This window comes from Rhizobium yanglingense, assembly GCF_977109285.1.
In genome coordinates, this window is sequence record NZ_CDSAWY010000005.1 from 1,416,071 (window position 1) to 1,441,144 (window position 25,074).

Annotated in this window: 22 protein-coding genes, 1 tRNA gene and 8 pseudogenes; 24 read left to right on the forward strand and 7 right to left on the reverse strand. The window is 59.9% G+C overall.

Annotated features, from left to right (window positions below):
• The first annotated feature begins 62 nt into the window (after positions 1 to 62).
• The 4 genes and pseudogenes from ACW4PC_RS16675 to ACW4PC_RS16690 all read left to right on the forward strand — a co-directional run.
• Positions 63 to 1,564: pseudogene (locus ACW4PC_RS16675) on the forward strand (ATP-binding protein).
• A 121-nt stretch (positions 1,565 to 1,685) separates the two neighbouring features.
• Positions 1,686 to 1,764 (forward strand) — tRNA-Arg (locus ACW4PC_RS16680).
• A gap of 474 nt (positions 1,765 to 2,238) precedes the next feature.
• The gene (locus ACW4PC_RS16685; protein WP_455874491.1) at positions 2,239 to 2,424 is read left to right on the forward strand and encodes a helix-turn-helix domain-containing protein; all 186 of its coding nucleotides are present in this window, start codon (positions 2,239 to 2,241) and stop codon (positions 2,422 to 2,424) included.
• Positions 2,425 to 2,563: 139 nt separating this feature from the next.
• Positions 2,564 to 2,794: pseudogene (locus ACW4PC_RS16690) on the forward strand (HipA N-terminal domain-containing protein); the annotation flags it as partial.
• On the opposite strand, the gene ACW4PC_RS16695 reads toward ACW4PC_RS16690, so the two are convergent.
• Positions 2,791 to 2,958: a hypothetical protein gene (locus ACW4PC_RS16695; protein WP_455874492.1), complete on the reverse strand. Its 168-nt coding sequence runs from the start codon at positions 2,956 to 2,958 to the stop codon at positions 2,791 to 2,793. The pseudogene ACW4PC_RS16690 and the gene ACW4PC_RS16695 overlap by 4 nt on opposite strands.
• 76 nt (positions 2,959 to 3,034) lie before the next feature.
• On the opposite strand from ACW4PC_RS16695, the gene ACW4PC_RS16700 reads away from it, so the two are divergent.
• The 4 genes and pseudogenes from ACW4PC_RS16700 to ACW4PC_RS16715 all read left to right on the forward strand — a co-directional run.
• On the forward strand, positions 3,035 to 3,244 hold the full coding sequence (locus ACW4PC_RS16700) for a HipA domain-containing protein (protein ID WP_455875040.1): 210 nt from the start codon (positions 3,035 to 3,037) through the stop codon (positions 3,242 to 3,244).
• 518 nt (positions 3,245 to 3,762) lie between these two features.
• Positions 3,763 to 4,110 (forward strand): annotated as a pseudogene (locus ACW4PC_RS16705) (RidA family protein); the annotation flags it as partial.
• A 102-nt stretch (positions 4,111 to 4,212) separates the two neighbouring features.
• The gene (locus ACW4PC_RS16710) at positions 4,213 to 4,692 is read left to right on the forward strand and encodes a VOC family protein (RefSeq protein WP_455874493.1); all 480 of its coding nucleotides are present in this window, start codon (positions 4,213 to 4,215) and stop codon (positions 4,690 to 4,692) included.
• 710 nt (positions 4,693 to 5,402) lie between these two features.
• Positions 5,403 to 5,537: pseudogene (locus tag ACW4PC_RS16715) on the forward strand (type II toxin-antitoxin system HipA family toxin); the annotation flags it as partial.
• A gap of 6 nt (positions 5,538 to 5,543) precedes the next feature.
• Here ACW4PC_RS16715 and ACW4PC_RS16720 read toward each other — a convergent pair.
• A pseudogene (locus tag ACW4PC_RS16720) lies at positions 5,544 to 6,017 on the reverse strand (aminoacyl-tRNA deacylase).
• A 210-nt stretch (positions 6,018 to 6,227) separates the two neighbouring features.
• On the opposite strand from ACW4PC_RS16720, the gene ACW4PC_RS16725 reads away from it, so the two are divergent.
• The 7 genes and pseudogenes from ACW4PC_RS16725 (at position 6,228) to ACW4PC_RS16755 (ending at position 12,926) form a co-directional block, all read left to right on the forward strand.
• Complete coding sequence (locus tag ACW4PC_RS16725; RefSeq protein WP_455874494.1) at positions 6,228 to 6,542, forward strand: hypothetical protein; 315 nt, start codon at positions 6,228 to 6,230, stop codon at positions 6,540 to 6,542.
• Between the two features lie 274 nt (positions 6,543 to 6,816).
• The gene (locus tag ACW4PC_RS16730; RefSeq protein ID WP_455874495.1) at positions 6,817 to 7,479 is read left to right on the forward strand and encodes a class I SAM-dependent methyltransferase; all 663 of its coding nucleotides are present in this window, start codon (positions 6,817 to 6,819) and stop codon (positions 7,477 to 7,479) included.
• A gap of 15 nt (positions 7,480 to 7,494) precedes the next feature.
• Positions 7,495 to 8,130, forward strand: coding sequence for a TetR family transcriptional regulator (locus tag ACW4PC_RS16735; protein ID WP_455874496.1), 636 nt, complete (start codon positions 7,495 to 7,497; stop codon positions 8,128 to 8,130).
• Positions 8,131 to 8,569: 439 nt separating this feature from the next.
• Positions 8,570 to 9,823, forward strand: a pseudogene (locus tag ACW4PC_RS16740) (alpha/beta hydrolase).
• 82 nt (positions 9,824 to 9,905) lie between these two features.
• Positions 9,906 to 11,156 (forward strand): annotated as a pseudogene (locus ACW4PC_RS16745) (NAD(P)/FAD-dependent oxidoreductase).
• 9 nt (positions 11,157 to 11,165) lie between these two features.
• The gene (locus ACW4PC_RS16750) at positions 11,166 to 11,876 is read left to right on the forward strand and encodes an SDR family oxidoreductase (RefSeq protein ID WP_455874497.1); all 711 of its coding nucleotides are present in this window, start codon (positions 11,166 to 11,168) and stop codon (positions 11,874 to 11,876) included.
• Positions 11,877 to 11,888: 12 nt separating this feature from the next.
• The gene (locus ACW4PC_RS16755) at positions 11,889 to 12,926 is read left to right on the forward strand and encodes a 4-hydroxyproline epimerase (protein WP_455874498.1); all 1,038 of its coding nucleotides are present in this window, start codon (positions 11,889 to 11,891) and stop codon (positions 12,924 to 12,926) included.
• Between the two features lie 3 nt (positions 12,927 to 12,929).
• Here the strand turns inward: ACW4PC_RS16755 and ACW4PC_RS16760 are convergent, their stop codons facing one another.
• Positions 12,930 to 13,406, reverse strand: coding sequence for an RbsD/FucU family protein (locus tag ACW4PC_RS16760; protein ID WP_455874499.1), 477 nt, complete (start codon positions 13,404 to 13,406; stop codon positions 12,930 to 12,932).
• Positions 13,390 to 14,637, reverse strand: coding sequence for an ROK family transcriptional regulator (locus tag ACW4PC_RS16765; RefSeq protein ID WP_455874500.1), 1,248 nt, complete (start codon positions 14,635 to 14,637; stop codon positions 13,390 to 13,392). The genes ACW4PC_RS16760 and ACW4PC_RS16765 overlap by 17 nt, the downstream gene beginning before the upstream one ends.
• A gap of 237 nt (positions 14,638 to 14,874) precedes the next feature.
• On the opposite strand from ACW4PC_RS16765, the gene ACW4PC_RS16770 reads away from it, so the two are divergent.
• The 6 genes and pseudogenes from ACW4PC_RS16770 to ACW4PC_RS16795 all read left to right on the forward strand — a co-directional run.
• On the forward strand, positions 14,875 to 15,894 hold the full coding sequence (locus ACW4PC_RS16770) for a sugar ABC transporter substrate-binding protein (protein WP_022713541.1): 1,020 nt from the start codon (positions 14,875 to 14,877) through the stop codon (positions 15,892 to 15,894).
• Positions 15,895 to 16,048: 154 nt separating this feature from the next.
• Complete coding sequence (locus ACW4PC_RS16775; RefSeq protein ID WP_455874501.1) at positions 16,049 to 17,113, forward strand: ABC transporter permease; 1,065 nt, start codon at positions 16,049 to 16,051, stop codon at positions 17,111 to 17,113.
• 2 nt (positions 17,114 to 17,115) lie between these two features.
• A complete protein-coding gene (locus ACW4PC_RS16780; protein WP_074066505.1) occupies positions 17,116 to 17,898 on the forward strand; it encodes an ATP-binding cassette domain-containing protein in 783 nt (260 codons plus the stop codon).
• Positions 17,895 to 18,521 (forward strand): nucleoside triphosphate hydrolase, encoded by a 627-nt coding sequence (locus ACW4PC_RS16785; protein WP_455874502.1) that lies wholly within the window; start codon positions 17,895 to 17,897, stop codon positions 18,519 to 18,521. Before ACW4PC_RS16780 ends, ACW4PC_RS16785 begins: the two co-directional genes overlap by 4 nt.
• 93 nt (positions 18,522 to 18,614) lie before the next feature.
• The gene (gene pyrC, locus ACW4PC_RS16790; RefSeq protein WP_455874503.1) at positions 18,615 to 19,658 is read left to right on the forward strand and encodes a dihydroorotase; all 1,044 of its coding nucleotides are present in this window, start codon (positions 18,615 to 18,617) and stop codon (positions 19,656 to 19,658) included.
• A gap of 11 nt (positions 19,659 to 19,669) precedes the next feature.
• Positions 19,670 to 19,834, forward strand: a pseudogene (locus ACW4PC_RS16795) (glyoxalase superfamily protein); the annotation flags it as partial.
• Positions 19,835 to 19,870: 36 nt separating this feature from the next.
• On the opposite strand, the gene ACW4PC_RS16800 reads toward ACW4PC_RS16795, so the two are convergent.
• Positions 19,871 to 20,368, reverse strand: coding sequence for an anthrone oxygenase family protein (locus ACW4PC_RS16800; protein ID WP_455874504.1), 498 nt, complete (start codon positions 20,366 to 20,368; stop codon positions 19,871 to 19,873).
• Positions 20,356 to 21,180, reverse strand: coding sequence for an NmrA family NAD(P)-binding protein (locus tag ACW4PC_RS16805; protein ID WP_455874505.1), 825 nt, complete (start codon positions 21,178 to 21,180; stop codon positions 20,356 to 20,358). The genes ACW4PC_RS16800 and ACW4PC_RS16805 overlap by 13 nt, the downstream gene beginning before the upstream one ends.
• Before the next feature lie 96 nt (positions 21,181 to 21,276).
• Between ACW4PC_RS16805 and ACW4PC_RS16810 the strand changes: the two genes are divergently transcribed.
• Positions 21,277 to 21,942: a TetR/AcrR family transcriptional regulator gene (locus ACW4PC_RS16810; protein WP_455874506.1), complete on the forward strand. Its 666-nt coding sequence runs from the start codon at positions 21,277 to 21,279 to the stop codon at positions 21,940 to 21,942.
• Here ACW4PC_RS16810 and ACW4PC_RS16815 read toward each other — a convergent pair.
• A complete protein-coding gene (locus ACW4PC_RS16815; protein WP_455874507.1) occupies positions 21,939 to 23,210 on the reverse strand; it encodes an MgtC/SapB family protein in 1,272 nt (423 codons plus the stop codon). The genes ACW4PC_RS16810 and ACW4PC_RS16815 overlap by 4 nt on opposite strands.
• 155 nt (positions 23,211 to 23,365) lie before the next feature.
• Here ACW4PC_RS16815 and ACW4PC_RS16820 point away from each other — a divergent pair, with 155 nt between their 5' ends.
• Both ACW4PC_RS16820 and ACW4PC_RS16825 read left to right on the forward strand, forming a co-directional pair.
• Positions 23,366 to 24,055 carry an orotate phosphoribosyltransferase gene (locus ACW4PC_RS16820; RefSeq protein ID WP_455874508.1) on the forward strand — a complete coding sequence of 230 codons (690 nt, stop codon included), beginning with the start codon at positions 23,366 to 23,368 and terminating at the stop codon, positions 24,053 to 24,055.
• 91 nt (positions 24,056 to 24,146) lie between these two features.
• Entirely contained in the window at positions 24,147 to 25,073 is a 927-nt protein-coding gene (locus ACW4PC_RS16825; protein WP_455874509.1) for a carbohydrate kinase family protein, read from the forward strand.
• The last annotated feature ends 1 nt before the right edge of the window (position 25,074 follow it).

Genomic DNA, 25,074 nt, shown 5'->3' on the forward strand with positions numbered 1-25,074 from the left:
GCGCACGTCGATCGGCTATTATAGAAGTCTGGTTTCAGGCGCTTAGCCGATCGGAAATGACGATGCCGGAGCAACAGCAAGGCGGAAATTCGACTGTCGACATTGCGGCGGACGGCGCAAATGGCCGTCCGGCGGGTGCGTTCGGCGGCCTGTCGGGCAAGCTGCTTTGGCTGACCGTCCTGTTCATCATGCTCGCCGAAGTGCTGATCTTCTTCCCTTCCATCGCGAGCATGCGCATCCGCTGGCTGGAGGACAAGTTAAACACGGCTGCTGCTGCCGCCATCGTTATCGATGGCCTGCAGCCCGTCGAACTGCCGTACGCTTTGCAGAAGGAAACATTGGCGGCGACCGGCACGAAGGCGATCGTTCTTCGCAAGGAAGGCACCTCCAGGCTTCTGGCGATGAGCAGCATGCCGACATCCGTCGATGAGCAGTATGACCTGACCAAGGCCACGCTGATCAGTTCCATGGGAGACGCGCTGGACACGCTGCTTTTTGGCGGCAACCGCATCATCCGCGTATACGGCCCGGTCGGCGAGACGAACATGGGCGTCGAAGTGCTGATGAAGGAAAAGCCGTTGCGCACGGCGATGCTCGTCTATGCACGCAATGTTCTGCTCCTCTCCGTGCTGATCTCGCTCTTTACCGCGACGCTGATTTTCTTCGTGATTAATCGCATCCTGATCCGCCCGATCCGCAGGCTGACCGGCAACATGCAGCAATTTTCAGCCGATCCGGAAAACCCGCAGCATGTCTTCGTGGGCGATGGCGGGCGCGATGAACTGGCGGTCGCGGGACGGCGTCTGACGGCGATGCAGATGGAACTGCAAAAGACGCTGAAGCAGCAGAAGAATCTGGCGGCACTTGGGCTTGCGGTCTCAAAGATCAATCATGACATGCGCAACATCCTCGCCTCGGCGCAGCTGATGTCGGACCGTCTCGTAGATGTCGATGACCCGATGGTTAAGAGCTTCGCACCGAAGCTGCTGCGCACGATCGATCGCGCGGTCGGCTATACGACGGAAGTGCTCTCCTTTGGTCAGGCAAGCGAATCGGCGCCGCGCCGCCGGCGGGTCAGGCTCTACGATCTGACGCAGGACGTGCGCGATATGCTGGCGATAGATCCGCAGAGCGGCGTTGAGTTTGCCGAGCAGATGCCGACGGACATAGAGGTCGATGCCGATAGCGAGCAGCTCTTCCGCGTGATTCACAATCTATGCCGGAACGCGTTGCAGGCGTTGACCGGCGAAACTGCCCGACGGCGTCAAACGCATCACTGTGTCGGCGCAGCGCGTCGGTAGCGTCGTCAGCATCATCGTTGACGATACAGGGCCAGGCACGCCGACGAAGGCCCGGCAGAATCTCTTTGCCGCCTTCCGCGGTTCGGCCCGCAGCGGCGGCACAGGCCTTGGACTTGACGATCGCGCGCGAACTGGTCCTTGCGCATGGCGGCACGATCGCCCTCGTCGAAAAGCCCGCGGCCGGCACGCAGTTCCGCATCGAAATCCCGGACCGGCCGGTTTCGCTGGAGGACTATCGTTCGCGCACCCAGGCGGAAAAGTGATGCAAATTCCGTAACTCAGCCATCTGCAACCAAAGTCGTGATTTTTTTCGAATTGCTATTGCATTCGCCTAAAGGACGCTTTAGAGGATCGCCCACGCAAGCGGCACGGCCGCTTTGGCACGCACCCGTAGACTCAGCTGGATAGAGCACCAGACTACGAATCTGGGGGTCGGGAGTTCGAATTCTCTTCGGGTGCGCCATTTCCTACAAAACTGGGCACTGCCGCCGTGATGACGCTGTTCGAGACGTTCAAGCTCGCTTTTGCGGCCGTGCAAGCCTGATCTCTTCGTCATCAACTTCAACCTGATCGATCACCGCGCGTAAATATGCACGGCGGAAAGGCACAGGGGCCATTCGCGATGTTCTCGCGCATCAGGGCCGCGAAGTGTCAATCGTTTCTTCGGTCAGCCTGCGCCAGAAGATACTCAGGGCGGAGTTCCGAATCGCCCCCTCTATCGCTGCCTTTGCTGAATCGCGATCTGTCTTCAGGGCGGCATGAGGCAGCATGATCCGTACGGGACTTTTTCTTCTCGACAGCCCACACCTGTCCAGGAAATCATCCCGATCGGTTCTTTTTCTGGCTTTTTGCCCGCCGAGCTGCTATCATCGTCCCGATAGGGGTGATTTATGCAGACAATCATAGATGGCAAAAGCCTTGGACGCTCTGATCCGCAATGGAGCGCAAGGCGCAGAAACTGACACAGGAACAGCTCGCCGGGCTTACGGGGGTTGGTGTGCGTTTCGTGCGCGAGCTCGAAGCCGGAAAGGAGAGTTGCCAGATCGGCCGCGCTCTGCAGGTGGCGGCGGCTCTGGGCCTGATCGTATCCGTGGGCAGTCGTCGTGAGAGTGCATTGTCATGACGCATCTGCTGGATGTTTATTTCCGTGAAGCGAAGGCCGGCGCCCTCAGCCAGGATGATGCGGGGCGCTCTCAGCTACAGCTTATGATCCCGGCTATCTCGACCGAGGCCAGAGCCGCGCGCCATTTCCTTTTCCATGCCGTTCGCAGGAAGCCGCCCTATGCGAGATCGGGCTCGTGCGCCCGTTCTTCTCTGGGCTTCTGCCGGATGAAGGTGCGCGACAGCGTCTGGCGGGCGCGCTCGGGATCTCAGCTGGCAATGCCTTCGGGCTGCTGGAAGTGATCGGCGGTGAATGTGCGGGGGCTTTGTCGCTCTATCCAGCCGGTGCAGACGCCGTCCATCGTCAGATGACGATGGCGTTGAAGTTTTAGGCCCGGAGCGGCTGGAAGAAATTCTCGGCAAACTTCGTGAGCGCCCCTTGCTCGGAGGTGAGGAAGGGGTACGCCTCTCGCTTGCCGGTGCGCAGGACAAGCTCGCGGTCTGCGTTGAAGGCGAGAACATCGGGCTCGCCAAGGGCGGCCGCCCCACCACGCATATCCTGAAGCCTTTCATACAGGGCTCTCGACGGCACCGTTGAAAATGAACTGTTCTGTCTACGTCTGGCAGCGCGCCTGAAGTCTCCCTGTGCCCAGCAGTTGAGATGCGCCATGGCGGCACGATCCCGTTTCTTGCTGGTCGAACGCTACGACCGTGCGCCGCATAAAAACGGAACAATCACCCGCCTGCATCAGGAAGATTTCTGCCAGGCGCTCGAGCGTGCCACCGGAGCTCAAATACGAAGAAGAAGGCGGGCCGGGAACCGAGGCGGTCGCTGGCGCTGATTGACCGCGCCACCGCGCGTCCCGGCAGCCGACCGGCTCGAACTTCATCCGCGCGCTCATATCTCCATTATCTGGTTGGCAACGCAGATGCTCACGGGAAGAACTATGCCGCTGCTCTATCAGCGGCGGGACTTCCCCCGACCTTGCGCCGCTCTACGACGTCGTGTGCACAGCCGCCTATCCACGGCTCGGCGAAGAAGCAGGCCATGGCGGTCGGCGGCCGTTCAGTTCCAGATACGATACAGCTGACAGCAGTGGCTGACGCTTGTGCCAGACACACGCGGCGGCGCAGCGGCTACTTGGTCAAGGATATGGCCGAGCTGGCAGGGCGCATTGGCGGTTGAAGCCCACAAGCTTCTGGTGGAGTTCGAAGAGGAAGGCATTACCCATGAAATCCTCAAAATCATTCGCGGCGTCATAGAGACGCGCGCCGCCCATCTGTTACGCATCGTTCGGGTAAGGCGTGAGGTCATATAGGACGGTGACAGGAGCTTAGATATTCGATGAAATCGAACAGGAACGGCTACAGCACGGCGGTGATTGTGCCCCTATCAAGCCCGGGTGGCCTACATCTCCGGACAAGGCGGCCAAGACAGGACGGGAGCCTTGTCGCCCGACTTCGCTGTCCAGGTTGGGCAGGCCTACGCAAATTTGCGCACTGCCCTCGATGCGCTCGGTGCACGGCCGGATCAGGTCGCCAAGCTCGGTCTTCGTGGTCGATCACGATGTCCAAGCTTGAGGTGTTGACCAAGAACGTTAAGGAAATGTTCGGCGAGGCGCTGCCGGCGCAGGTTCTAACTTCCGTTCCCAAACTTGCAATTGGCCCCATGCTCTTCGAGGTGGAGGCCGTGGTCGTGCTTCACTAGCGGGCGACGCTGCTGGCCCAATCGCTCAAAATGAAATCGGTCGAGCGCGCCGCCGCCGCGGCGCGCTCACAATCACGATGGCCGAGCAACCAGGGTTGACCAATGCTTTTCAGATTGACCCTGTCGATTTGTCGCGAAACTTCTGATTTTCTTACATGGACGAAGAGGAGACAGATCGAAATGGCTGGAAATTCTGGTAAGCAGCATCCGGCACTTCGAGTAAAAACGCATGGCATCATACTTGGGACTGAGCGTTTCGCGGAATGCGTTCGTTTCTATCGGGACATTTTGGAGTTGCCCGTTTGGTTCGAGAAAGACCAGCTTGTATGTCTGCACTTTGGCGACGGCTATCTCATGATTGAAACAGGTGGAATGGCCCGAGAGGAGCGAAAGCCCAACCAGGAAAATCCGACCATGCTGAGGTTGAACGTCACGGACGTTGAGGGCGCAGCTGCCGAATTGGAAGCTAGAGGCGTCTCCGTGGAAATCAAACGCTTCGCCTGGGGCACGGTCGGAACGTTCATCGATCCCGATGGCAATGCCTGCGAACTGAAGAACGCGGACGATCCGTTTTTCTCTTGATGGCTGAACAATCAGGTCTTCGCTGCCGCGCCCTCCGTGCGTCAGTTGTGATATTCCGCAGACCTTTGATCTCGATCTTGTTGCCAAAATGGGTCGTGGATATAGAACGAATGCCCCATGGCCCGGGCACAGCCGTGGAGAGCCTCTTGAAATATTTCGATGCCGTGGCTCTCCAGGTGCGCACGTAGCTCTTCGTGATGGAAAGGGCTCGTTGCGATGCAAATGTGGTCGACATTGCGACCATCGGCCACCGGAGGGGCTGCCTTTCGTCCACAAGGGTGCGTTATCTTCCACAAGGCGATGGGCGCTGACCCGTACCAGGCCCGTTCCATTCCAAGCGCCGGATATATGAATAACTTCGCTTTAGCGCCGAATTAAAGGTTGGAGGCGATACGCGCTTGTTTGTCGCGCTGCACCTGCCTCAGTATGTGGCATGGGTGGCAAGAATTGCAGTAAGCTGCGCCACTCGTCGATCGTACTGGATGTCGGGGCATTTGGAGCCGGTTTTCAAGTATGATCCATAAATAGCCCATGAATCACCTTTATGAGCTTTTACGGACCAAATTCTTGGCGGGGCCGCGAAGACTGCTAGGTTGATCTATAAATAGCCCACGCAGACGTTTCGTGGACTATTTATAGATCATAGGTGTGTCAGTGCCAAAACCGTCAGGCCGTGCTTATTCCCATTACAGTCGCGATGCCTTGGTGCTGTTGATGCCGGCGACGAGAAATACATCGCCAAGTTCTCTTCACAGGGCGACATCTACAGCGTCGTGAAGGCCGAGTTCATTGCGATGAAACTGGCGGCGGCTACCGGCATCGATGCCGAGCCGGTCCTGATGACGTGATGTCTACGGCAGGTGGCTGAAGCGGGCGATTTGCGCATCCTTCATGAGGCTGCGAAAATTGGGCCCATCTGACACTGCACGAGTGTCTTGTGGTCACCGCCTTCGAAATAGACGTCGCTCGCGTCGCCGAGGCTTTCGTCGAGGATCACTGGCACATCGTAAGCGGGTCCGATGGGGTGGGACCGCGCCAATGTCGCAATCCGAAAAAAGCGAGCTAACTTCCTCCTCCGAGGCGAGGCCAAGACGCCTGTTCATCAGATCCTGCAATGTGGAGAGCTCGATCCGGTGTGTGCTCGGAACAACGGCTAGGACATACCCCGTTTCGTGATGTACGACCACGGATTTGGCCAGCCTGCTACCGGGAATATGCGCAGCTTGCGCCGACTGGCTGGTTGTTGCTGTACGGTGATGAGCAACAGTGTCGTAAGCGATACCCTCACCGGCGATATAGTCCTGAAGTTTTCCCGCGATCGTCATCGTAGGCACTCCCTATGTTTGCCTGGGATGCATAAGGGACATTTCCTCTCATCATCCGGGAAGTCAACGGCGAATGGGCGGTCGCATATGTAAGCGGTTGGGAGACGATCTTTTTACGGCCGTCGATCAACTTGCTTAGCTTCGCGCAATCTTGTGCATGTATCTGCGTTCTGCGCCGCGATGGTGCGGAGCGGGGCGCGGGAGAGAAATATGAAGGCGAGAACCCAGGTTGTGATTTCGATGGTGGCGGTCGCGGTCATTCTTGTCGGATGTGTCACCTATGCCGACAAGCCGGTTCTCTATCCCGTCGGCAGCCCAGTCAATCCGCCATTCGTTGCCCACGTCATGTGCATCGGCGAAGCCAATGCGATGTATGGCGAAGCGATGCAGCAATATAATGTGCGTGCACAGATGACTGGCGATTATGACAGCGCCGAAGCGGAAGCGCTCTCACGCGGCGCTGCGCGCAGGCAGTATGACGCCTGCGCCTCGTCCGAAGGCTATCGTGCGGTCTACGATCGATAGGGCAATCTGAACGCTCTCTTTGACGGTAGGGGAACTGCTCGCTGGCCGGTGTGGCAGCATGTCTGCGGCCGTCGATAAATCTGGCTCGCATGTGTTGCACTAAGTGCAAAAATGCAATAGATATAAAAGTGCAGTAATTGAAAGGATAGGATCCCGTTCAATTGGGATGAATGACCTCGCATGCTGCGCGGGGCTGATGGCGTCTTGGAATTGCCGTTCTGGAGGCGATGCCTGGCAGATAATGACGTTGCATTTCAAAAGTGGGCCAATCAACATGACCGCAGACATTGCATGCTCGGATTTCCTGCATTTCTTCCGTTCCTGGATCAGCAATCCACTTCGCGTCGCTGCAATCGCTCCCTCCGGGGTTTCGCTCGCCAAGCTGATGACGAAGGAAATCGCGGCGCTTGATGGGCCGATCATTGAACTGGGCCCTGGTACGGGTGTTTTCACGCGGGCGCTGCTTGCGCGCGGCCTCAAAGAGGCGGATTTGACGTTGATCGAATATGGCCCCGAATTCATCGATGGCCTCAAGGCCCGCTTTCCGTCTGCCCGCGTCCTGCAGATGGATGCGGGGCATTTGGCACACGTCGGAATCTTCCAAGGCGAGCCAGTCGGGGCGGTGGTCAGCGGCTTGCCGCTGCTTTCGATGTCGCCGCGCAAGATCACCGCCATTCTCGCCGGCGCCTTCACCTACATGCGGCCTGGGGGTGCGTTTTACCAATTCACTTACGGCCCACGCTGCCCTGTGCCGCGGCCAATCCTCGACCGGATGGGGCTCAAGGCAACACATATCGGCGGCACGATGCGGAACCTGCCGCCTGCCGCAGTCTACAGAATTTCGCGCCGCAAGCCGCTTGCGCTCTCGCGGGAGCGCTTCAAATATCGTAGCAGGGAAGCGGAGATGGAAACGGCCGCAGGAGAGACTGGCGGCTGATGCAATCGGACGCAAATGGCTGAAACGAAGCAGACCAGCACCGCTGAAGGGCGCCGCGAGCGCAAGCGACGCCAGACGCGCGAGCGCATTGAGCAGGCGGCAATGACGCTGTTTCTCGAGCGCGGCTTTGATGCAACGACGATCGAGGAGATCACGGATTCCGCCGACGTGTCGAAGCGCAGCTTTTTCGATTATTTCCCCTCCAAGGAAGAGGTCGTCTTCGCCTGGCAGGATTCCTTTGCCGACCGGCTGATGGCTGCCATCGCCGCAAGGCCAAAGAACGAGTCGCCCCTGAAGGTCGTTGAAGAAGCAATCGTGGAAACCGTCGCCGCTTCCGCCGATGAACGTGGGCTCGCCCTTGGTGAACTCATCCGTCGCACGCCCGTGCTGAAAGCGCGCGATCAGATGAAATATGCAAAACTTGAGCAGAAGCTGACCGAAGCATTGGTTGCAAGAGGCGGCGAAGGGAAGGAAATCCGGGCGCGCATGCGGCTTCTCTCTGCGATTGTCATCGGTACATTGCGTGTCGGCGGCGAACGCTGGCAGGAACGCCCGCCGGAAGGCCCGCTCGAGGCCTTTGCGAGGGAGCTTTTTGCGGATCTTTGGAAGATGTTGGCGGATTTTGGCGACCAAGCGAAAAATCGGCGGTAAGCTACCGCACTTTTCCGGAATGATTTTTTAACCAGCTGATCAAAATTGCTGCAAAATGAGGCGCCTTCGCAAGATTGCGCGCCGAGCCATGCGTAAGATGCATTGCTGCGTTGCGGTAATAACCCTATTCTCGATCAAATCAATCGGGTATTTATAGCTTCGTAAGCAGCGCACTCCTCCTCCCAGCGCTCTTACGCAGACTGGTAACACTCCTCCTCCCAGTTGCCAGTCAGGATCAAGAGCCCGGTGCACCTCCTCCCGCGCCGGGCTCTTTTCTATTTCAGCCCTGAAAATCAGTCTGCCCATCTGTTGCGAGGCTAACGGCTGCGTGCCTTATTTGACTCCCCTTGCGCCCACGGCGTATTTGAGCAGCAGCAGCCGTTGAGCGTTCAGCCAGGCGTCGATGTTGGAGTAGGGGATGTTTGACGGATCGGGGGCCATGCGGAAGATGCTTGCGAGCCTGACGCTTGCTGCCTTCCTGTTATCGGCCTGCGGCGGACGGCACATCGGCGTGATGACGCCGGTAGGATCCGTGCAGCCGGGCACGTCGAGAGTCGATCTTCTCGTCGCAACCACGCGCGCACAGGACAAGGATCCCGCCGTCCTCTTTTCCGGCGAGCGCGGCACCGGCCTGATGGTCAATGCGGTCGACGTTTCGATACCGCCGGATGCCAATCGCAAGGTCGGTCAGGTGCAATGGCCGAAGCGCCTGCCGGCAAATCCGCTTCGCGATTTCGTTACCGTGTCCGTCGATCCGCTGGAAGGAGAGCGGGCGGGCGAGGTCTGGTTGAAGAGCCATATGCCGAAGAGCCGCCGCGTGCTGGTCTTCGTGCATGGCTTCAACAATCTCTACGAGGATCTCCGTTTACCGCTTCGCGCAGATCGTTCACGATTCGCATGCGGACGTGGCGCCGGTCGTCTTCACCTGGCCCTCGCGCGGAAGCATCTTCGACTATAACTACGACAAGGAAAGCACGAATTATTCCCGCGATGCGCTGGAAGAGCTGCTGCGCCGCACCGCGCAGAACCCGGCAGTCAGCGATATCACCATCATGGCGCATTCCATGGGCACTTGGCTGACCGTCGAGGCGTTGCGCCAGATGGCGATCCGGGACGGCATGTTGCAAGCAAGATCAACAACGTCATCCTTGCCTCACCCGATCTCGACGTTGATGTTTTCGGGCGGCAGTTCGTAAGCCTCGGCGAGGAGAGACCGCACTTTACCATCTTCGTTTCGCGCGACGACCGCGCGCTGGCGCTTTCGCGCCGCATTTCCGGCAATGTCGATCGCCTCGGCCAGATCGATCCTTCGGCCGAGCCCTATCGCAGCAAGCTCGAGGCGGCGGGCATAACCGTCCTCGATCTCACTAAGCTCAAGGGTGGCGACAGGCTGAACCACGGCAAATTCGCCGAAAGCCCGGAAGTCGTGAAGCTGATCGGCGACCGGCTGATCGCCGGCCAGACGATCACCGATTCGCAGGTCGGTCTTGGCGAAGCGGTTGGTGCGGTCGCGATCGGCGCCGCGCAGACGGTCGGCAGCGCGGCCAGCGTTGCCGTCAGCACCCCGATTGCGATCTTCGATCCGCGCACGCGCCGCAACTATGATGCCCAGTTGAAGCGCTTCGGCCAGTCGGTGGAAAATACCGCGGGCTCGGTCGGCGATACGGTCGGTGCCGGTTTGCCGACACAATAAAATTCCTCATAGGCATTCATCTCATTCTGATATATCACAACGCAAGTCGTGCCGGTAAAGCCTTGTCTTGATGGATGATGATATGACGAATGAGAGGAAGCAGACCGTCGCCGTTGTCGGCGCAGGCGTAATCGGCGCATCGATCGCCTTCGAAATGCAGCAACGCGGTTTTCAAGTGACGCTGATCGACAAGGGAGAGCCGGGCCGTGGCACGTCCTACGGGAATATGGCGAGCATCGCGCTCGATTTCACCGCCGGTTCTGGTCCGACGACCTGGAAGAAAATTCCCCGCTGGCTGATGGATCCCGAGGGGCCGGTCTGGCTGCGTCCGTCTTACGCACCGAAAATGCTTCCATGGTTCCTGCGTTTCATCGCTGCCGGCCGTCCGTCCCGTCTGCGCGGGATCGAAGATGCAGGCATGAACCTGACCCGCCGGGCGCTAGGCGATTTCCGGACCGATGCTTTCTGCAATCGGCGCACCGGAACTCATGACAGAGGAGGGCTGCCTCGCCATCTATGAGACGGAAGCTGAATTCGCCGCCGACCGCGGCCATATCGAGTTAATGCAGCGCTATGGCTTCGATTTCGAGATCTTGAACAGCGGCGCGATCCGCCATTACGAGCCGGAACTTTCACCCTCGATCGCGAAGGCTGTGCTTTTGCCGGACAACAAATCGATCCGTGATCCCTACCAATTGGTGGTCAAGCTTGCGGACGCCGCTCACGCGGCGGGCGCGCGCTTCGTTTCGGGTGTGGTGCGCAATATCGAACGCAAACCGGCGGGCGATGCTGTCGTGCTGCTTAAGGACGGCGGCCGCATCGAGGTCAACTCCGTGGTACTGGCAGCCGGTGTGCATACGCGCGAGCTTGCAGCAAAGCTTGGCGAGCCGATCCCGCTGGAGACCGAGCGTGGCTATCACACGCAGATCATGAAGCCCGGCATCTCGATGCGGTATTCGATCATCTGGCCGCATCGGGCGTTCATGGTGACGCCGACGGCCGGCGGCATTCGCGTCGGCGGCAACGTCGAACTAGCGGGTCTTGACGCGCCGCCGGATTTCCGGCGCCCGCGATTGCTCGTGCGCCATGCGCAGCGTGCGCTGCCCGGTTTGAAGATCGAAGAGGCAACCGAATGGATGGGCCATCGCCCGGCGCTGCCGGATACGATCCCGATCATCTCGCCTTCATCGAAGATGCCGGGGGTGTGGTATGCAACCGGCCATGGCCATCTCGGCCTGACGCTTTCGGCGACGACAGCGCAGTTGATCGCCGATATGGTAATGGGGGCAAACCAACGGTCGACATGACCCCCTTCCGCATAACCCGATATTAGGAGGAACCGATGTCCGATAACACGAAGCCCGTAGCGCTGATCACCGGTGGCGGCCGCGGCATGGGCGAGGCGATTGCCCGCGAACTGGCCGCGCAGGGCTATCGTCTGGCGCTGATGTCGCCTTCCGAAAGCTGCGAGAAGCTGGCCTTCGAGCTTGGCGGCGTTGCCTCGCGCGGCGTGGCGGAAAGGGCCGAAGACATCCAGGCGATTTTCGACCTGACGATGAAGACCTATGGCCGCATCGACGCTGTCGTGAACCACACGGGTCATCCGCCGAAGGGCGATCTCCTGGATATCACTGATGAGATGTGGACGCTCGGTTCCGACATGATGATCCTGTCGCTGGTGCGCATGGCCCGCCTCGTGACGCCCGTCATGCTCAACCAGGGCAAGGGCGCTTTCGTAAACATCACGACCTTCGCCGCCTATGAACCGTCACTGATCTTCCCCGTTTCCTGCACCTATCGCGCGGCCGCAGGTGCCTTCACCAAGCTTTATTCGGATCGCTATGCTGCGGATAATATCCGCATGAACTGCATCCTGCCCGGTTATATCGACAGCCTTAACCACAAGCCGGAAACCGCTGACAAGATCCCGATGAAGCGGATCGGCCATATGGAAGAAATCGCAAAGACCGCAGCTTTCCTGCTTTCCGACGGCGCGGGCTACATCACGGGTCAGAATATCCGCGTCGATGGCGGCGTCACGCGTCACGTTTGATAGGAGTATAAAATGAGGTGGAAGCGTACCATCCAGCTTCTGGACGTTCACTGCGAAGGCGAGATCGGCACGGTCGCGATTGGCGGCCTGCCGAAAATCCCTGGCGAGACCGTTGCCGCGCAGCTTCACTGGTTGAATACCGACCCCAAGGGCACCGAGCTTCGCCGTTTCCTCTGCCTCGAGCCGCGCGGCGCGCCGATCGGGTCCGTCAATCTGCTCTTGCCCGCCAAGCATCCCGATGCCGATGCAGCCTTCGTCATTCTGCAGCCGGATCAGGCGCATGCGAGTTCGGGCTCGAATTCGATTTGCGTCACCACCGCGCTGCTCGAATCCGGCATCGTCGAAATGAAGGAACCTGAAACGGTCGTTACCCTGGAGACTGCGGCCGGTCTGGTAAAGGCGGTGGCAACCTGCCGCGATGGCCGCTGCGAGAAGGTGCAACTCACCATGGTTCCGGCTTTCGTCCATCAACTGGACGTCGAGATCCAAACGCCGCATTGGGGCAGGGTCAAAGCGGACATCTGCTATGGCGGCATCTTCTATGCACTGATCGATGTCCGCCAGATCAACCTGACGATTGAGAAGACGAATGCCGCAGGCCTCGTTCAGGCAGGCATGATCCTCAAGGAGATCATCAATCGCGACATCCCGGTCGTACATCCGGAAATTCCAGCCATCTCCGGTGTTGCTTATGTGATGTTCCGCGATACCGAGCCGGATGGCGCGGTGCGCACCTGCACGACCATGTGGCCCGGCCGTGCCGACCGCTCGCCCTGCGGCACCGGCAGCTCGGCAAACCTGACTGCGCTCCATGCACGCGGCATGGCCAAGGTCGGCGATATCTTCAGGTCACGCTCGATCATCGGCTCGGAATTCGAGGTTGGCTTGCGAGCGGTGACCGAAGTCGCGGGCCGCCCGGCCATCATCCCGACGATCACCGGCCGCGGTTTCACCTTCGGCCTGTCTCAGGTGGCGCTCGACCCCTTCGATCCGCATCCGGACGGCTTCGCGCTGACGGATGTCTGGGGGCCGCAGGCGGGCGAGATTTAAGCGTTAATAGTCGAAAGGCTCGACCTCGGCCTTGGCGCCTTCGCCGGCAGCCTTCGGGTAGACGACGCCCTTGCGCAGGATGATATTGGCGTAGAGACGCGGCTCGCTTGTCTGAATGACGGCGTGGGCGGCGCGAACGCGGTTATAGAAATCCTGGCCGACGAGCGGCGTTACCTGGCGATGCGGCTCGTGCTTGGCGCAGCAGTCGATCATTTCCTCGTGCACGGGATCGAGCTTGTCGCGCTCGGCCTTGACGGTCGAGCGGAAGATCGCTTCCGGCACGAAATCGTCGATCGGCAGCACGCTCAAAACCGCGTCGAGTACCGGTACGACGCCGTGGCCGTCGAGACGGATCAGGCGCCGCCCATGCTCGACACCCGGATAATTGCCGTCGACGATGGCGATCTCGTCGCCGTGGCCCATCTCGCGCAGCGTCGAAAGCAGTTGCGGACTTAAGAGCGGATCAAGTCCCTTCAGCATTTTCGATCTCCTTGAAAAGCACATTCTGGTCGGTCAGATAGCGCGCAAAAATCGGCAGGCTCGCGCCACCGATCGCGCGCGCTTGCGCCCCGACCAAACCCTCGATGATCTCTGGCATCACAACACCCTGCAGGTCGAGTTTCGCGGCCTCGCGGATCGTTGCGCTTACGATACGCTTGCGCACCCAGCCGGGGAAGCCGCCGTCGATGACGGCTGCGCTGAAATCGATGATCGAGGCAGCGGCAACGATCGCCTGGGCCAAGGCTTTCGCGGTGTCCTGGACCCAGGTCTCCATCGGTGCGCCGAAATCCACCCAGTCGTCGGCGGAATACCAGAGCGGCTGAGGGTCGATGCCTTTCTCGCGCAGCATGTTTTCGAGCACGAAGATCGAGGCAATATCGAGAAGCTGGCGGTTCTCGCCGTTCTTGCCGCGTACCGGAAGCGGGCCGATCGCGCCGGCAGTGCCGGTTCGGCCGGAGAAGATCGCCGAGTTGAGGACGATGCCGCCGCCGATAAACGAGCCTATGAAAAGGTAGACGAAATCCGGGTAGGATGGGCCGACCCCGAAGACGAGTTCAGCGCCGCAGGCGCTGGTTGCATCGTTTTGCAGATAGACCGGATATGAAACGCGCGCGGCAACTTCGGCCTGCAGGTCGAACCCGCGCCAGACTTCCATCGCGCCCTCCGGCGCGCCGACCTCGTCTGCCCAGTTCCAAAGCTCGAAGGGCGCGGCAATGCCGATGCCTGCGATCCGGCTCCGTTGCCTCTCGTCGAGCCTGCTTTCAAGCTCCCGGATGCCGGAAATGATGAAGGCGAGAATTTCGTCGGGTTGGGGATAGGCATAAGTCCGGTGCAACTGCATGCGGATGCGCCCGACGAAATCCATCAAAACCAGATCGGCGCTGCGCCGGCCCATCTTTACGCCAAAGGAATAGACGGCATCGGGATTGAGGTGCATTGGGATCGACGGCTGGCCGACGCGGCCGCGAACGGGTTCGCCTCTTGAAAGCACCCCCTCCCTCTCCAGTTCCCTCATAATGACGGAAACGGTTTGAGCAGAAAGGCCGCTGCGGCGTGCGATGTCGGCCTTCGAAAGCGAGCCGTAGAGGCGCACCAGCGAAAGGACCAACCGCTCGTTATAAGCGCGCACCCTGACCTGGTTCGCGCCTCCCGCCGGATTTAGAATTGGTGGTGTGCCCGGCGCGTGCGTCGGACCGTCCAAGGACGACATTGGCCACTCCTCCCGTTCATTGGCCTATGCCTGATTTATGATCAACATGCCACATGGAATTAATAATTCAATTGGATTTATTTATTGACAAGCGAATTTCTTTTCGTTCTTAATTGCGATCGTCAACAGTGTGGGACGGCTTTGGAGGAGGCCTTTGACTGAATTTGCGGTGTCGTCCCGTATCTCAAATTCCGGTTCTGCCATGCGGGCGTTCCGGCTAATCTCTGGGAGGAGTTCATGAAGAAATCAGTTCTGGCTTTCGGCGCGCTTGCACTCGGCGTTGCTTTTTCCGCTCCGGCCATGGCCGCGGATGTTTCCGCCTGCCTGATCACCAAAACGGACACCAATCCGTTCTTCGTCAAGATGAAGGAAGGCGCGACGGCCAAGGCGAAGGAACTCGGCGTTACGCTGAAGTCCTACGCGGGTAAGATCGACGGCGACAGCGAAAGCCAGGTTGCTGCTATCGAAAGCTGCATTGCCGATGGCGCGAAGGGCATTCTGATCACTGCATCGGATACCAAGGGCATCGTTTCTTCGGTCAAGAAAGCGCGCGACGCTGGCCTGCTGGTCATCGCGCTCGACACACCGCTCGATCCGGCCGATGCCGCCGACGCGACCTTTGCGACCGACAACCTGCTCGCCGGCAAGCTGATTGGCCAGTGGGCCAAGGAAACGCTTGGCGACAAGGCCAAGGACGCCAAGGTCGGCTTCCTCGATCTGACGCCGTCGCAGCCGACCGTCGACGTTCTGCGCGACCAGGGCTTCATGATGGGCTTTGGCATCGACCCCAAGGACCCGAACAAGATCGGCGATGAAGACGATCCGCGCATCGTCGGTCATGATGTGACCAACGGCAACGAAGAAGGCGGCCGCAAGGCCATGGAAAACCTTCTCCAGAAGGATCCGAGCATTAACGTGATCCACACGATCAACGAACCGGCCGCTGTTGGTGCCTATCAGGCGCTGAAGGCTGTCGGAATGGAGAGCAATGTGCTGATCGTGTCGGTTGACGGTGGTTGCCCGGGCGTCCAGTCGGTCAAGGACGGCGTCATCGGCGCCACCTCGCAGCAGTACCCGCTGATGATGGCGGCTCTTGGCGTCGAGGCGATCAAGAAGTTCGCCGATAGCGGTGAAAAGCCGAAGCCGACCGAAGGCAAGTCCTTCTTCGATACCGGCGTTTCGCTCGTCACTGACAAGCCGGTTTCCGGCGTCGAGTCGATCGATACCAAGGTCGGCACCGACAAGTGCTGGGGCTGAGCCTGGCTATCTAGCCACAACAACGGCCGGGGCTTGATCCTCGGCCGTTTTCGACAGACGATGAGCTCTTGCCTCAAGAACCGGCGTGCGAAGACCGGCGCAATATGGGCAATAGCTTCCGCGCGCGGTTCGGCGCGAAAGCGGAGGAGAAAAAATGACCGGAACACAGGAATTCGAACGGGTTCTTGACGGCAGTGACAAGAATGTTGCGTCGTTCGAACACCAGGACATCTCATTTCTGAAGCGTGCGCAGCACTTCCTGCACTCGACGCCGGCAGCGGTGCCGCTGATCGTGCTGGTGCTGGCGATCATCATTTTCGGCATGGCGATTGGTGGGCGGTTCTTCTCGTCCTACACGCTCACGCTCATTTTGCAGCAGATCGCCATCGTCGGCATCCTCGGCGCGGCCCAGACGCTGGTCATCCTGACCGCCGGCATCGATCTTTCGATCGGCGTCATCATGGTCATTTCCGCCGTCATCATGGGCAACTGTGCCATCACCTACGGAATTCCAACGCCTATTGCCGTCATCCTCGGCATGCTGGTCGGCGGCCTATGCGGCTTGCTCAACGGTTTTCTCGTCGCCTACATGAAGCTGCCGCCGTTCATCGTGACGCTCGGCACGTGGAATATCGTTATGGCGACGAATTTCATCTACTCGGCAAACGAGACGATCCGCGATGCGGACGTGGATGCGCAGGCGCCACTGCTGCATTTCTTCGCGCTCAGTTTCAAGGTCGGCAATGCGGTCTTGACGCTCGGCGTCATCGCCATGGTGCTGCTGGTGCTCGGGCTCTGGTATGTTCTCAACCACACGGCCTGGGGTAGGCACGTCTATGCGGTCGGCGACGATCCGGAGGCGGCAAAGCTCTCCGGCATCCAAACCAAGAGCGTGCTGCTCACGGTCTATGCAATCTCGGGCGTGATCGCAGCCTTTGCAGCCTGGGTATCGATCGGCCGCAACGGCTCCATCTCGCCGTCTTCAGCGGTCACCGATTATAACCTGCAGGCGATCACCGCGACCGTGATCGGCGGTATCTCGCTCTTTGGCGGCCGCGGTTCCATCCTCGGGACCCTGTTCGGCGCGATGATCGTCGGCGTCGTGTCCATGGGCCTCAACATGCTCGGGGCCGACCCCCAGTGGAAAGTCCTGCTGACCGGCGTGCTCATCATCGCCGCTGTCGCAATCGACCAGTGGATCAGAAAGGTTTCGGTGTAATCATGGCTGTTGAACCCATCCTTACCGCCCGCGGCCTCGTGAAGCGCTACGGACGCGTCACCGCGCTCGACAACGCAGACTTCGACCTTTATCCCGGCGAAATCCTCGCCGTCATCGGCGACAACGGCGCCGGCAAGTCGTCGCTCATCAAGGCGATTTCCGGTGCAGTTACTCCCGACGAGGGGGAGATCACGCTGGAGGGCAAGCCGGTCCACTTCAGGTCGCCGATGGAGGCGCGTGAGGCGGGCATCGAGACCGTCTATCAGAACCTTGCGCTTTCCCCCGCCTTGTCGATTGCCGACAACATGTTTCTTGGCCGTGAGATCAGGAGGCCGGGCGTGCTCGGCAGTTGGTTCCGCATGCTCGATCGGCCGGCAATGGAAAAACGCGCCCGAACGAAGCTCTCGGAATTGGGGTTGATGACGATCCAGAACATCAATCAGGCGGTCGAAACGCTCTCCGGCGGCCAGCGCCAGGGTGTGGCGGTTGCGCGCGCGGCCGCTTTCGGCTCCAAGGTTGTCATCATGGATGAGCCGACAGCCGCACTCGGAGTGAAGGAAAGCCGTCGCGTGCTGGAACTGATCCTCGACGTGCGTTCACGCGGCTTGCCGATCGTGCTCATTTCGCACAACATGCCGCATGTCTTCGAAGTCGCGGACCGTATCCACATCCACCGGCTCGGCCGCCGCCTGACGGTCATCAATCCGAAGGAATATACCATGTCCGACGCCGTGGCATTCATGACCGGCGCCAAGACGGTCCCCACGGATCCAGTTCCCGCATGAGCGTAACCATCGAGGAAATCGCCGGCGAGGTGGTCACCCGCGCCGGCGACACCAAGCGCTTCCTGATCGCCATCGCCGGTCCGCCCGGCGCCGGCAAGTCGACCATGGCGGATAATCTCGCCGATGCGCTGAGAGCGCGGGGAGAAACCGCGGAAGTGCTGCCGATGGACGGCTTTCACATGGACAACGCAGTTCTGAGCGAGCGCGGTCTGCTCGCCCGCAAGGGCGTGCCGGAAAGCTTCGACGTCCGCGGTTTTCTGGACATCATTCGCGCCGTGCGTCCAGCCGACCAGGAAGTGCTGATCCCGGTCTTCGACCGGTTCCGCGAGATCGCCATCGCATCTGCCCGCGTCGTCTCGCCGGAGCATCGCTTCATCATCGTCGAGGGCAACTACCTTCTGCTCAGCCAGGGCAAGTGGGCGCAGCTTGAGGGTATCTTCGACTACTCCATCATGCTTGCGCCGCCGATCGAGGTGCTGGAAGAGCGGCTCTTAGCCCGCTGGCGCGGCTACAAGCTGACGGAAGAGCAGGCGAGTGCCAAGGTCTATGGCAACGACCTGCCGAATGGCAGGCTCATCCTGGAAAACCGCCGCCGCGCCGATGTGACGCTTGAGATCGCCTGACAATTGAAGCGGCAAAATGTTTGCCATGAGCCGTGCTGGGATGATAATGCGCGGGGCGGAACTTTGAAGGCCGCCCTGCCGGAGTTATAGCGCATGCAGTCCATCACCATCCGCCGCCCTGACGACTGGCACCTGCATCTGCGCGATGGCGCGATGCTTGTAGGTGTGATCGGCGATACCAGCCGCAACTTCGCCCGCGCCATCATCATGCCGAACCTCGTGCCGCCGGTCGTGACGACGGCGGACGCGAAAGCCTATCGCGCGCGGATCATGGAGGCATTGCCGAGCGGCGATCGCTTCGAGCCGTTGATGACGCTCTACCTCACGGAGCATACGAGCGCCGACGATGTCGAGGAAGGCAAGAAAAGCGGCCTGATCACGGCTGTGAAACTTTATCCGGCGGGTGCGACCACCAATTCCCATAGCGGCGTGCGCGACATGCAAAAGGCCATGCCGGTGCTGGAGCGCATGGCGAAGATCGGTCTGCCGCTTTGCGTGCATGGTGAAGTCACGTCACCTGAGGTCGATATCTTCGACCGTGAGGCGGTATTCATCGAAACGGTGCTCGATCCCCTGCGCGAGCGCCTGCCGGAGCTCAAAGTCACGATGGAGCACGTAACGACGGCAGACGGCATCGACTACATCAAGTCGTCGAAAGCCAATCTCGCAGGCTCCATTACGACACATCACCTGATCATCAACCGCAATGCAATCCTGGTCGGCGGCGTCCGGCCGCATTATTACTGCCTGCCGGTCGCCAAGCGCGAAACCCACCGCCTGGCGCTGCGTGCGGCCGCTGTGAGCGGCGACAAGCGCTTCTTCCTCGGCACCGATTCGGCACCGCATATCGATCCGCTGAAGGAGTGCGCCTGTGGCTGCGCTGGCATCTATTCCTCGATCAATACGATGAGTTGCATTGCCCATGTCTTCGAGCAGGAGGGCGCGCTCGACAAGCTCGAAGCCTTCGTCTCGCTGAACGGTCCGGCCTGGTACGGCCTTCCGCCGAACGAAGAGCGCGTCACTCTGGTGAAGCGCGACGTGCCCGTGTCATATCCGACGAAGATCGAAACCGGTGCCGGAACGGTGACGGTGTTCGATCCCATGTTCCCGCTGCACTGGGACGTCGAACGCTCTTGATCGGCCCATTCAATTTTGCCTTTGTGCCGGTGAGCGGTGTTCGCGCCTTCCAGGCGGAACTCGTCGACAAGAATTATCGCTACATGAAGCCGGGCGTCGTAGGGGCGCCGTGCGGGCTCGAGATGCAGGTCGTCGACCCCTTCAACAACCGTATCACCTTCTGCAAAAGATGCTGAAAGGCGGGTGGGAGGAGCAACGTCCTTTCGCTCCCATCAAAGGATCATCAGGGCGCGGAGGAAGGCAACTGCCGAAAGCAGGGACGCGATCGTGCGGACGTGATTCCACCAGGTCCAATCCTTCAGATAGGTATTCCAGACGCTGACGGCTTGCACGCCATTACCGCTGACCTTTGCCAGCGCATCATTCATCGGCACGTTGAAGACGATAGTTGAGATAAAGGATGCGACGACATAGAGCCCGGCACCAGCCAGCATCCAAATGCCTGCGCTTCCCCGCCAGTCGATGACGGCCAGGACGGCGATCAGGACGGACAGGATGGCGGTTGGAATGAAGACGAGCATGAACGGCGAGCGCACGATCGTGACGTTGATCGAATTCATCGCCGCGATGCCCTGCTCCGGCGGAATGCGGGAAAAGGCGGTCATGATGAAGGTCGAGAAGGCAAAGAAGATACCGGCGACAAGGCCGCTGCCGATTGCAGCGGTGAAAAGCGCGAAGGTGAGGATCATTCCCATGGTCATGTCTCCCATATGCCGGTCATCGCGGTCTCGCGGGCATATTGGCTGAAGTCTTTCGGCGGCCGGCCGAGGATTTCCGCAACACCGTTCATGACGCGCGAATTGCGGCCGTCGAGAACCTTGCCGAAGAGCTCCTCGAGAAGATCGATCGTTTCTGTCGGCAGGTCGGCCGAAGAGAGTCCGCCCTTGAAGTCTTCCATGGAAACCTGGCGGTAGCGGATCGCCCGGCCAGACGCTTTCGCGATCTCCGATACCGCTTCGCGAAAGGTAAGTGCGCTTGGCCCGGTCAATTCGTAGGTTTTGCCGAGGTGACGCTGGTCGGTCAGCGCGGCAACGGCAGCGTCGGCAATGTCGTCGGCATCGGTGAAGGGCTCTTTGACCTCACCCGCGGGCAGGACGAGCTCTCCCGCGGCGATCGGCTTCTTAAACGCGCCTTCGCTGAAGTTCTGGCAGAACCAGGATGCTCGCAGGATCGTGTAGTCGATGCCGGCGGCCTTGAGCATCTCTTCGCTGCGCTCGGCACCGTCTTCACCGCGGCCGGAGAGCAGGACGATATGCCGCAAACCGTAATCGACAGCCGTCTTCGCTAAGGCGCCGACAGCATCGGCCGCCCAGGCGACGGCGAGATCGGGCTGAAAGGTGACATATGCGCTGGTGGCGCCCTTAAGCGCCGCGGGCCAGGTCGCTCTATTCTCCCAATCAAAGGGGCGTGTGCTGGAGCGCGAAGCGACGCGCGACTTGATACCGCGATCTTTGAGCCGGGAAGCGACGCGCCCGCCTGTTTTTCCCGCGCCGCCGACGAGGATGATTTCGGAATTCTGCATTTGATTGCTCCTTCCACAAAACAAGAGAAAATCTCGTATTTGCATAATGAGATAAACTCTCTTATTTTATCCGTCAACATAAAAATGGAGTGCCGAATGGCCGAACAGACCGTGGTCAGGCGTAAAAGAGGATTGCAATCGGCCGGTCAACCTCGACGCATCCCGCGCCAGCAGAGGGGTCGGGAACGCTTCGAGAAGATCTTGTCGGTGGCAATGGAACTGATCGAAAAGAATGGCAGCGACGCCCTGAAGATGAGCGAAATCGTTGAAAAGGCCGAACTTTCCTTCGGCGCTCTTTACCAGTATTTCCCCGACAAGAGCTCCATCATCCGGACGCTTGCCGAACGCTTCAACGAGCAGGGCAGGCACTGCGTAGAAGAAGAGCTGACCAAGGTGACGAACACCGAAACGCTGCAGCAGGCGCTCTGCAACATCATCGATCAGTATTGCGATTTCTTCCGCAGAGAACCGGTCATGCGCGACATCTGGCATGCGACCCAGGCCGACAAGCTGCTGCAGCAGGTCGATGCCGAGGATATGGATTTCCACTCGAAAAGACTGTTCGAGGTCTTGGAAAAACTGTGGCCGGAGCGCGAAGGAGGCGAATTGCTGGCGATTGCGCGGCTGACGATGCATTTGCTTGCAGCGGCCGTGCGCTATTCGATCTCGCTCAGCGAGGAGGAGGGGCGGACTGCAATCGCGCTCTACAAGAGAATGCTGCCGGCCGATATCGGCCGGCTTCTCGACAACCCGTTATGTTAGTCGGGCATGAAGCTGCGCAGCATGAAATAGGCGATGCCTCCCATGGCAACCGCGACTGCTGACGCCAAACCCAAGGCAACGCCATACTCCCGCGTGCCGGCGGTGAAGGCCAGCACCGCCTTTGTTATGACATTGACGGCGACCGCAATCAGGATGACGTCGGCGGCGGTTTTGGCATTGATCGCCGTGCCCATAAGGCGCACCGTCGAAAGTGTGATGGCGTCCACATCGACCAGCCCGGAGATCGCGGCCACGGCGTAAAGTGCCGACGCGCCGATGTAGTCGATTGCCATCTTCGATATCAGGCTGATCAACCCAAGCAGCGCGGCGAAAGAGAAGACCATGCGAAGTTCGAACGGGTTCTTCAGCTCAATTTCCGGCACCTCTCTCGCGGAGCCGGAACGCCAGACCCAGAAGACGCCCGCAATCATGAAGCCGATGATCGCCGGGATCAGTCCGGCTGCAAGCGGAGCAAGCAAGTCGAGCGAGAAGGCGCTGCCAATGACAAGAACACGGGCAAAGGACAAGGCTCCAGCAACGGCCGCCCCGGCCGCCAGATGTGTCGAACCCTGAGGCGCCTGCTTGGAATAACGGGCGAAGGAGAGCGTCAGCGCAGTGGAAGAAACCAGCCCCCCGGCAGCCCCTGCCAGCAGGATGCCACGAGTGGTGCCCGTCAGCTTGATGGCGAGATAGCCGGCAAAGGAAAGTGCTGCGATGGTAATGGTCAACACCCAGAGGGAGAAAGGGTTGAGCGCGCCCCAAGGGTCGAGCGGCCTGTCCGGAAGCAGCGGCAGGGCAACCACGGTCATGGCAAGCAGCACCAGCGCAGAGCGAAGCTCCGGCCAGGTCAAACCTCTCAGAAAGCCATGCAGGCTGTGGCGCGCGGCAAGAATTATGGTCATCACGACGCCGCTTGCAGCCGCAGTCACGATGTCACCGACAGCGGCGAGAACGCCAAGCCCGAAAACCGCAAGCGCAGCCACGACCGAGGTTATGCTGTAATCTTCGTCTTCCTGGGTCTCCAGCCAATTCCCTGCGATATAGACGAGGCCAAGCAGTGCCGCGATCGTCGCCGGCAGGAAGGGGCCGATCACCGAATGCAGCGTCCCTGCTATTCCGCCGAGAAAACCAGTGAGGGCGAATGTGCGGATACCTGCTGTCCTGCCGCCCGCCCGGACGTCGCGCTCCTGCCAGCCCCGCTCGACGCCGACAAGCAGGCCAATCGCAAGCGCCACACCGAGACGCTGAAAGATTTCGAGATGTTCCATGGTCTTACGATATTCCTGTCATGCCATCGCACAATCAGAAATGTTCGAAAGAGTTGACGCATTCGTTGCTATTCTTGACGCCGGAACCCTCGCAGTTCTGGAATCTTTCCGCGCTTGCTGCTATTGCCCCATGGATTTAAGCGAAGGAGAGAGCGATGATCCACACGACATTTCCCGACCGCGCCGTCATGGCCGAACTGGTGGCGAAGATGCTCTGGGAGATCAGGGCGGTCCATTTCAATGCCGCCCAGCCTTACAAGCTCTCCTCCGGCATGGCGAGCCCGGTCTATATCGATTGCCGTAAGCTGCTCTCTTTCCCGCGAATCCGTTCCACGGTGATGGACTTCGCCGCAGGCGTCGTCCTTCGTGACGCCGGTTTCGAGCAGTTCGATTGCATTGCCGGCGGCGAGACGGCGGGGATTCCCTTCGCCGCGTTGCTTGCCGATCGTCTCGGCCTGCCGATGATCTATGTGCGCAAACAGCCGAAGGGCCATGGCCGCAATGCGCAGATCGAAGGCAATATGCCGGAAGGTTCGCGCGTCCTTGTCATCGAGGATCTGACGACGGCCGGCGGCAGCATGTTTAAGTTCATCGATGCCATCCGCGCGGCTGGCGGCATCGTTGATCACGGCATTGCACTCTTCTACTACGGCATCTTTGACGAAGGCGCGCTGCGCTTTGCTGACGGGAAGGTGAACCTACATTACATCGCTACCTGGCGTGACGTTCTGGCTGTTGCGAAAGCGCAGGAGCTTTTCGACGAGAAGACGCTCAGCGAAGTGGAAGCCTTCCTCGACGCGCCGCTCGCCTGGTCGGGCCGCAACGGCGGCGTTTCGTCGCTTTAAGGCCAGATAGGCAAAGTGCGGCTTTGCTTTTGCCACGAAATTATCTAATCGATTTGAAGACCGAAATTCACCGATACGTTGGGAGGCCGGAATGATTTTGTGCTGTGGCGAAGCGTTGATCGACATGCTGCCGCGGGAGACGACGCTCGGCGAGAAGAGCTTCGCGCCCTATGCCGGCGGAGCGATCTTCAACACGGCGATTGCGCTCGGCAGGCTTGGCGTTCCGACGTCCTTCTTTACCGGCATCGCCGATGACATGATGGGCGATATCCTGCGCGAGACGCTGGTCGCCAGCAATGTCGATTTCAGCCTTTGCGCCATATCGCCCCGCCCGTCGACGCTCGCATTCGTTAAGCTGGTGAACGGTCAGGCGACTTATGCCTTCTACGATGAAGGCACGGCCGGCCGCATGATCACCACAGACGATCTGCCGGTCCTCGGCGACGATTGTGAGGCGCTACATTTCGGCGCGATCAGCCTGATCCCGAGTCCCTGCGGCGAGACGTACGAGATGCTACTCGATCGAGAGGCCGGAAAGCGCGTCATCTCGCTGGATCCGAACATCCGCCCCGGCTTCATCAAGAACAAGGAAGCCCACATGGCGCGCATCAAGCGCATGGCGGCGAAATCCGATATCGTCAAGTTTTCCGACGAGGATCTCGAATGGTTTGGCCTTGAAGGCAGCCATGATGATCTGGCGGCCCACTGGCTGAAGCATGGCGCCAAGCTCGTCGTCATCACCAAGGGCGCGGAAGGCGCGTCGGGCTACACCAATGATCGCAAGGTCGTTGTGCCGAGCCAGCGCGTCACCGTGGTCGACACGGTTGGTGCGGGCGATACATTCGATGCGGGCATCCTCGCTTCGCTGAAGATGGACAATCTGCTGACCAAGGCGCAGGTTTCCTCCCTCGACGAAAAGGCGCTGCACAACGCTCTGTCGCTTGGGGCAATGGCCGCGGCCGTCACCGTTTCGCGCGCCGGCGCCAATCCGCCCTGGGCGCACGAAATCGGCCTTTGAG

Excerpts from the sequence above, each read along its gene's own strand:
- ACW4PC_RS16775 (WP_455874501.1), top strand. The coding sequence starts at position 16,049 with ATGACCGGAACACAGGAATTCGAACGGGTTCTTGACGGCAGTGACAAG.
- ACW4PC_RS16800 (WP_455874504.1), bottom strand. The coding sequence starts at position 20,368 with ATGGGAGACATGACCATGGGAATGATCCTCACCTTCGCGCTTTTCACC.
- ACW4PC_RS16765 (WP_455874500.1), bottom strand. The coding sequence starts at position 14,637 with ATGTCGTCCTTGGACGGTCCGACGCACGCGCCGGGCACACCACCAATT.
- ACW4PC_RS16770 (WP_022713541.1), top strand. The coding sequence starts at position 14,875 with ATGAAGAAATCAGTTCTGGCTTTCGGCGCGCTTGCACTCGGCGTTGCT.
- ACW4PC_RS16725 (WP_455874494.1), top strand. The coding sequence starts at position 6,228 with ATGAAGGCGAGAACCCAGGTTGTGATTTCGATGGTGGCGGTCGCGGTC.
- ACW4PC_RS16755 (WP_455874498.1), top strand. The coding sequence starts at position 11,889 with ATGAGGTGGAAGCGTACCATCCAGCTTCTGGACGTTCACTGCGAAGGC.
- ACW4PC_RS16730 (WP_455874495.1), top strand. The coding sequence starts at position 6,817 with ATGACCGCAGACATTGCATGCTCGGATTTCCTGCATTTCTTCCGTTCC.
- ACW4PC_RS16780 (WP_074066505.1), top strand. The coding sequence starts at position 17,116 with ATGGCTGTTGAACCCATCCTTACCGCCCGCGGCCTCGTGAAGCGCTAC.
- pyrC (WP_455874503.1), top strand. The coding sequence starts at position 18,615 with ATGCAGTCCATCACCATCCGCCGCCCTGACGACTGGCACCTGCATCTG.
- ACW4PC_RS16695 (WP_455874492.1), bottom strand. The coding sequence starts at position 2,958 with ATGCGTGGTGGGGCGGCCGCCCTTGGCGAGCCCGATGTTCTCGCCTTC.
- ACW4PC_RS16685 (WP_455874491.1), top strand. The coding sequence starts at position 2,239 with ATGGAGCGCAAGGCGCAGAAACTGACACAGGAACAGCTCGCCGGGCTT.
- ACW4PC_RS16815 (WP_455874507.1), bottom strand. The coding sequence starts at position 23,210 with ATGGAACATCTCGAAATCTTTCAGCGTCTCGGTGTGGCGCTTGCGATT.
- ACW4PC_RS16825 (WP_455874509.1), top strand. The coding sequence starts at position 24,147 with ATGATTTTGTGCTGTGGCGAAGCGTTGATCGACATGCTGCCGCGGGAG.
- ACW4PC_RS16760 (WP_455874499.1), bottom strand. The coding sequence starts at position 13,406 with ATGCTGAAGGGACTTGATCCGCTCTTAAGTCCGCAACTGCTTTCGACG.
- ACW4PC_RS16785 (WP_455874502.1), top strand. The coding sequence starts at position 17,895 with ATGAGCGTAACCATCGAGGAAATCGCCGGCGAGGTGGTCACCCGCGCC.
- ACW4PC_RS16750 (WP_455874497.1), top strand. The coding sequence starts at position 11,166 with ATGTCCGATAACACGAAGCCCGTAGCGCTGATCACCGGTGGCGGCCGC.
- ACW4PC_RS16710 (WP_455874493.1), top strand. The coding sequence starts at position 4,213 with ATGCTTTTCAGATTGACCCTGTCGATTTGTCGCGAAACTTCTGATTTT.
- ACW4PC_RS16820 (WP_455874508.1), top strand. The coding sequence starts at position 23,366 with ATGATCCACACGACATTTCCCGACCGCGCCGTCATGGCCGAACTGGTG.
- ACW4PC_RS16735 (WP_455874496.1), top strand. The coding sequence starts at position 7,495 with ATGGCTGAAACGAAGCAGACCAGCACCGCTGAAGGGCGCCGCGAGCGC.
- ACW4PC_RS16810 (WP_455874506.1), top strand. The coding sequence starts at position 21,277 with ATGGCCGAACAGACCGTGGTCAGGCGTAAAAGAGGATTGCAATCGGCC.
- ACW4PC_RS16805 (WP_455874505.1), bottom strand. The coding sequence starts at position 21,180 with ATGCAGAATTCCGAAATCATCCTCGTCGGCGGCGCGGGAAAAACAGGC.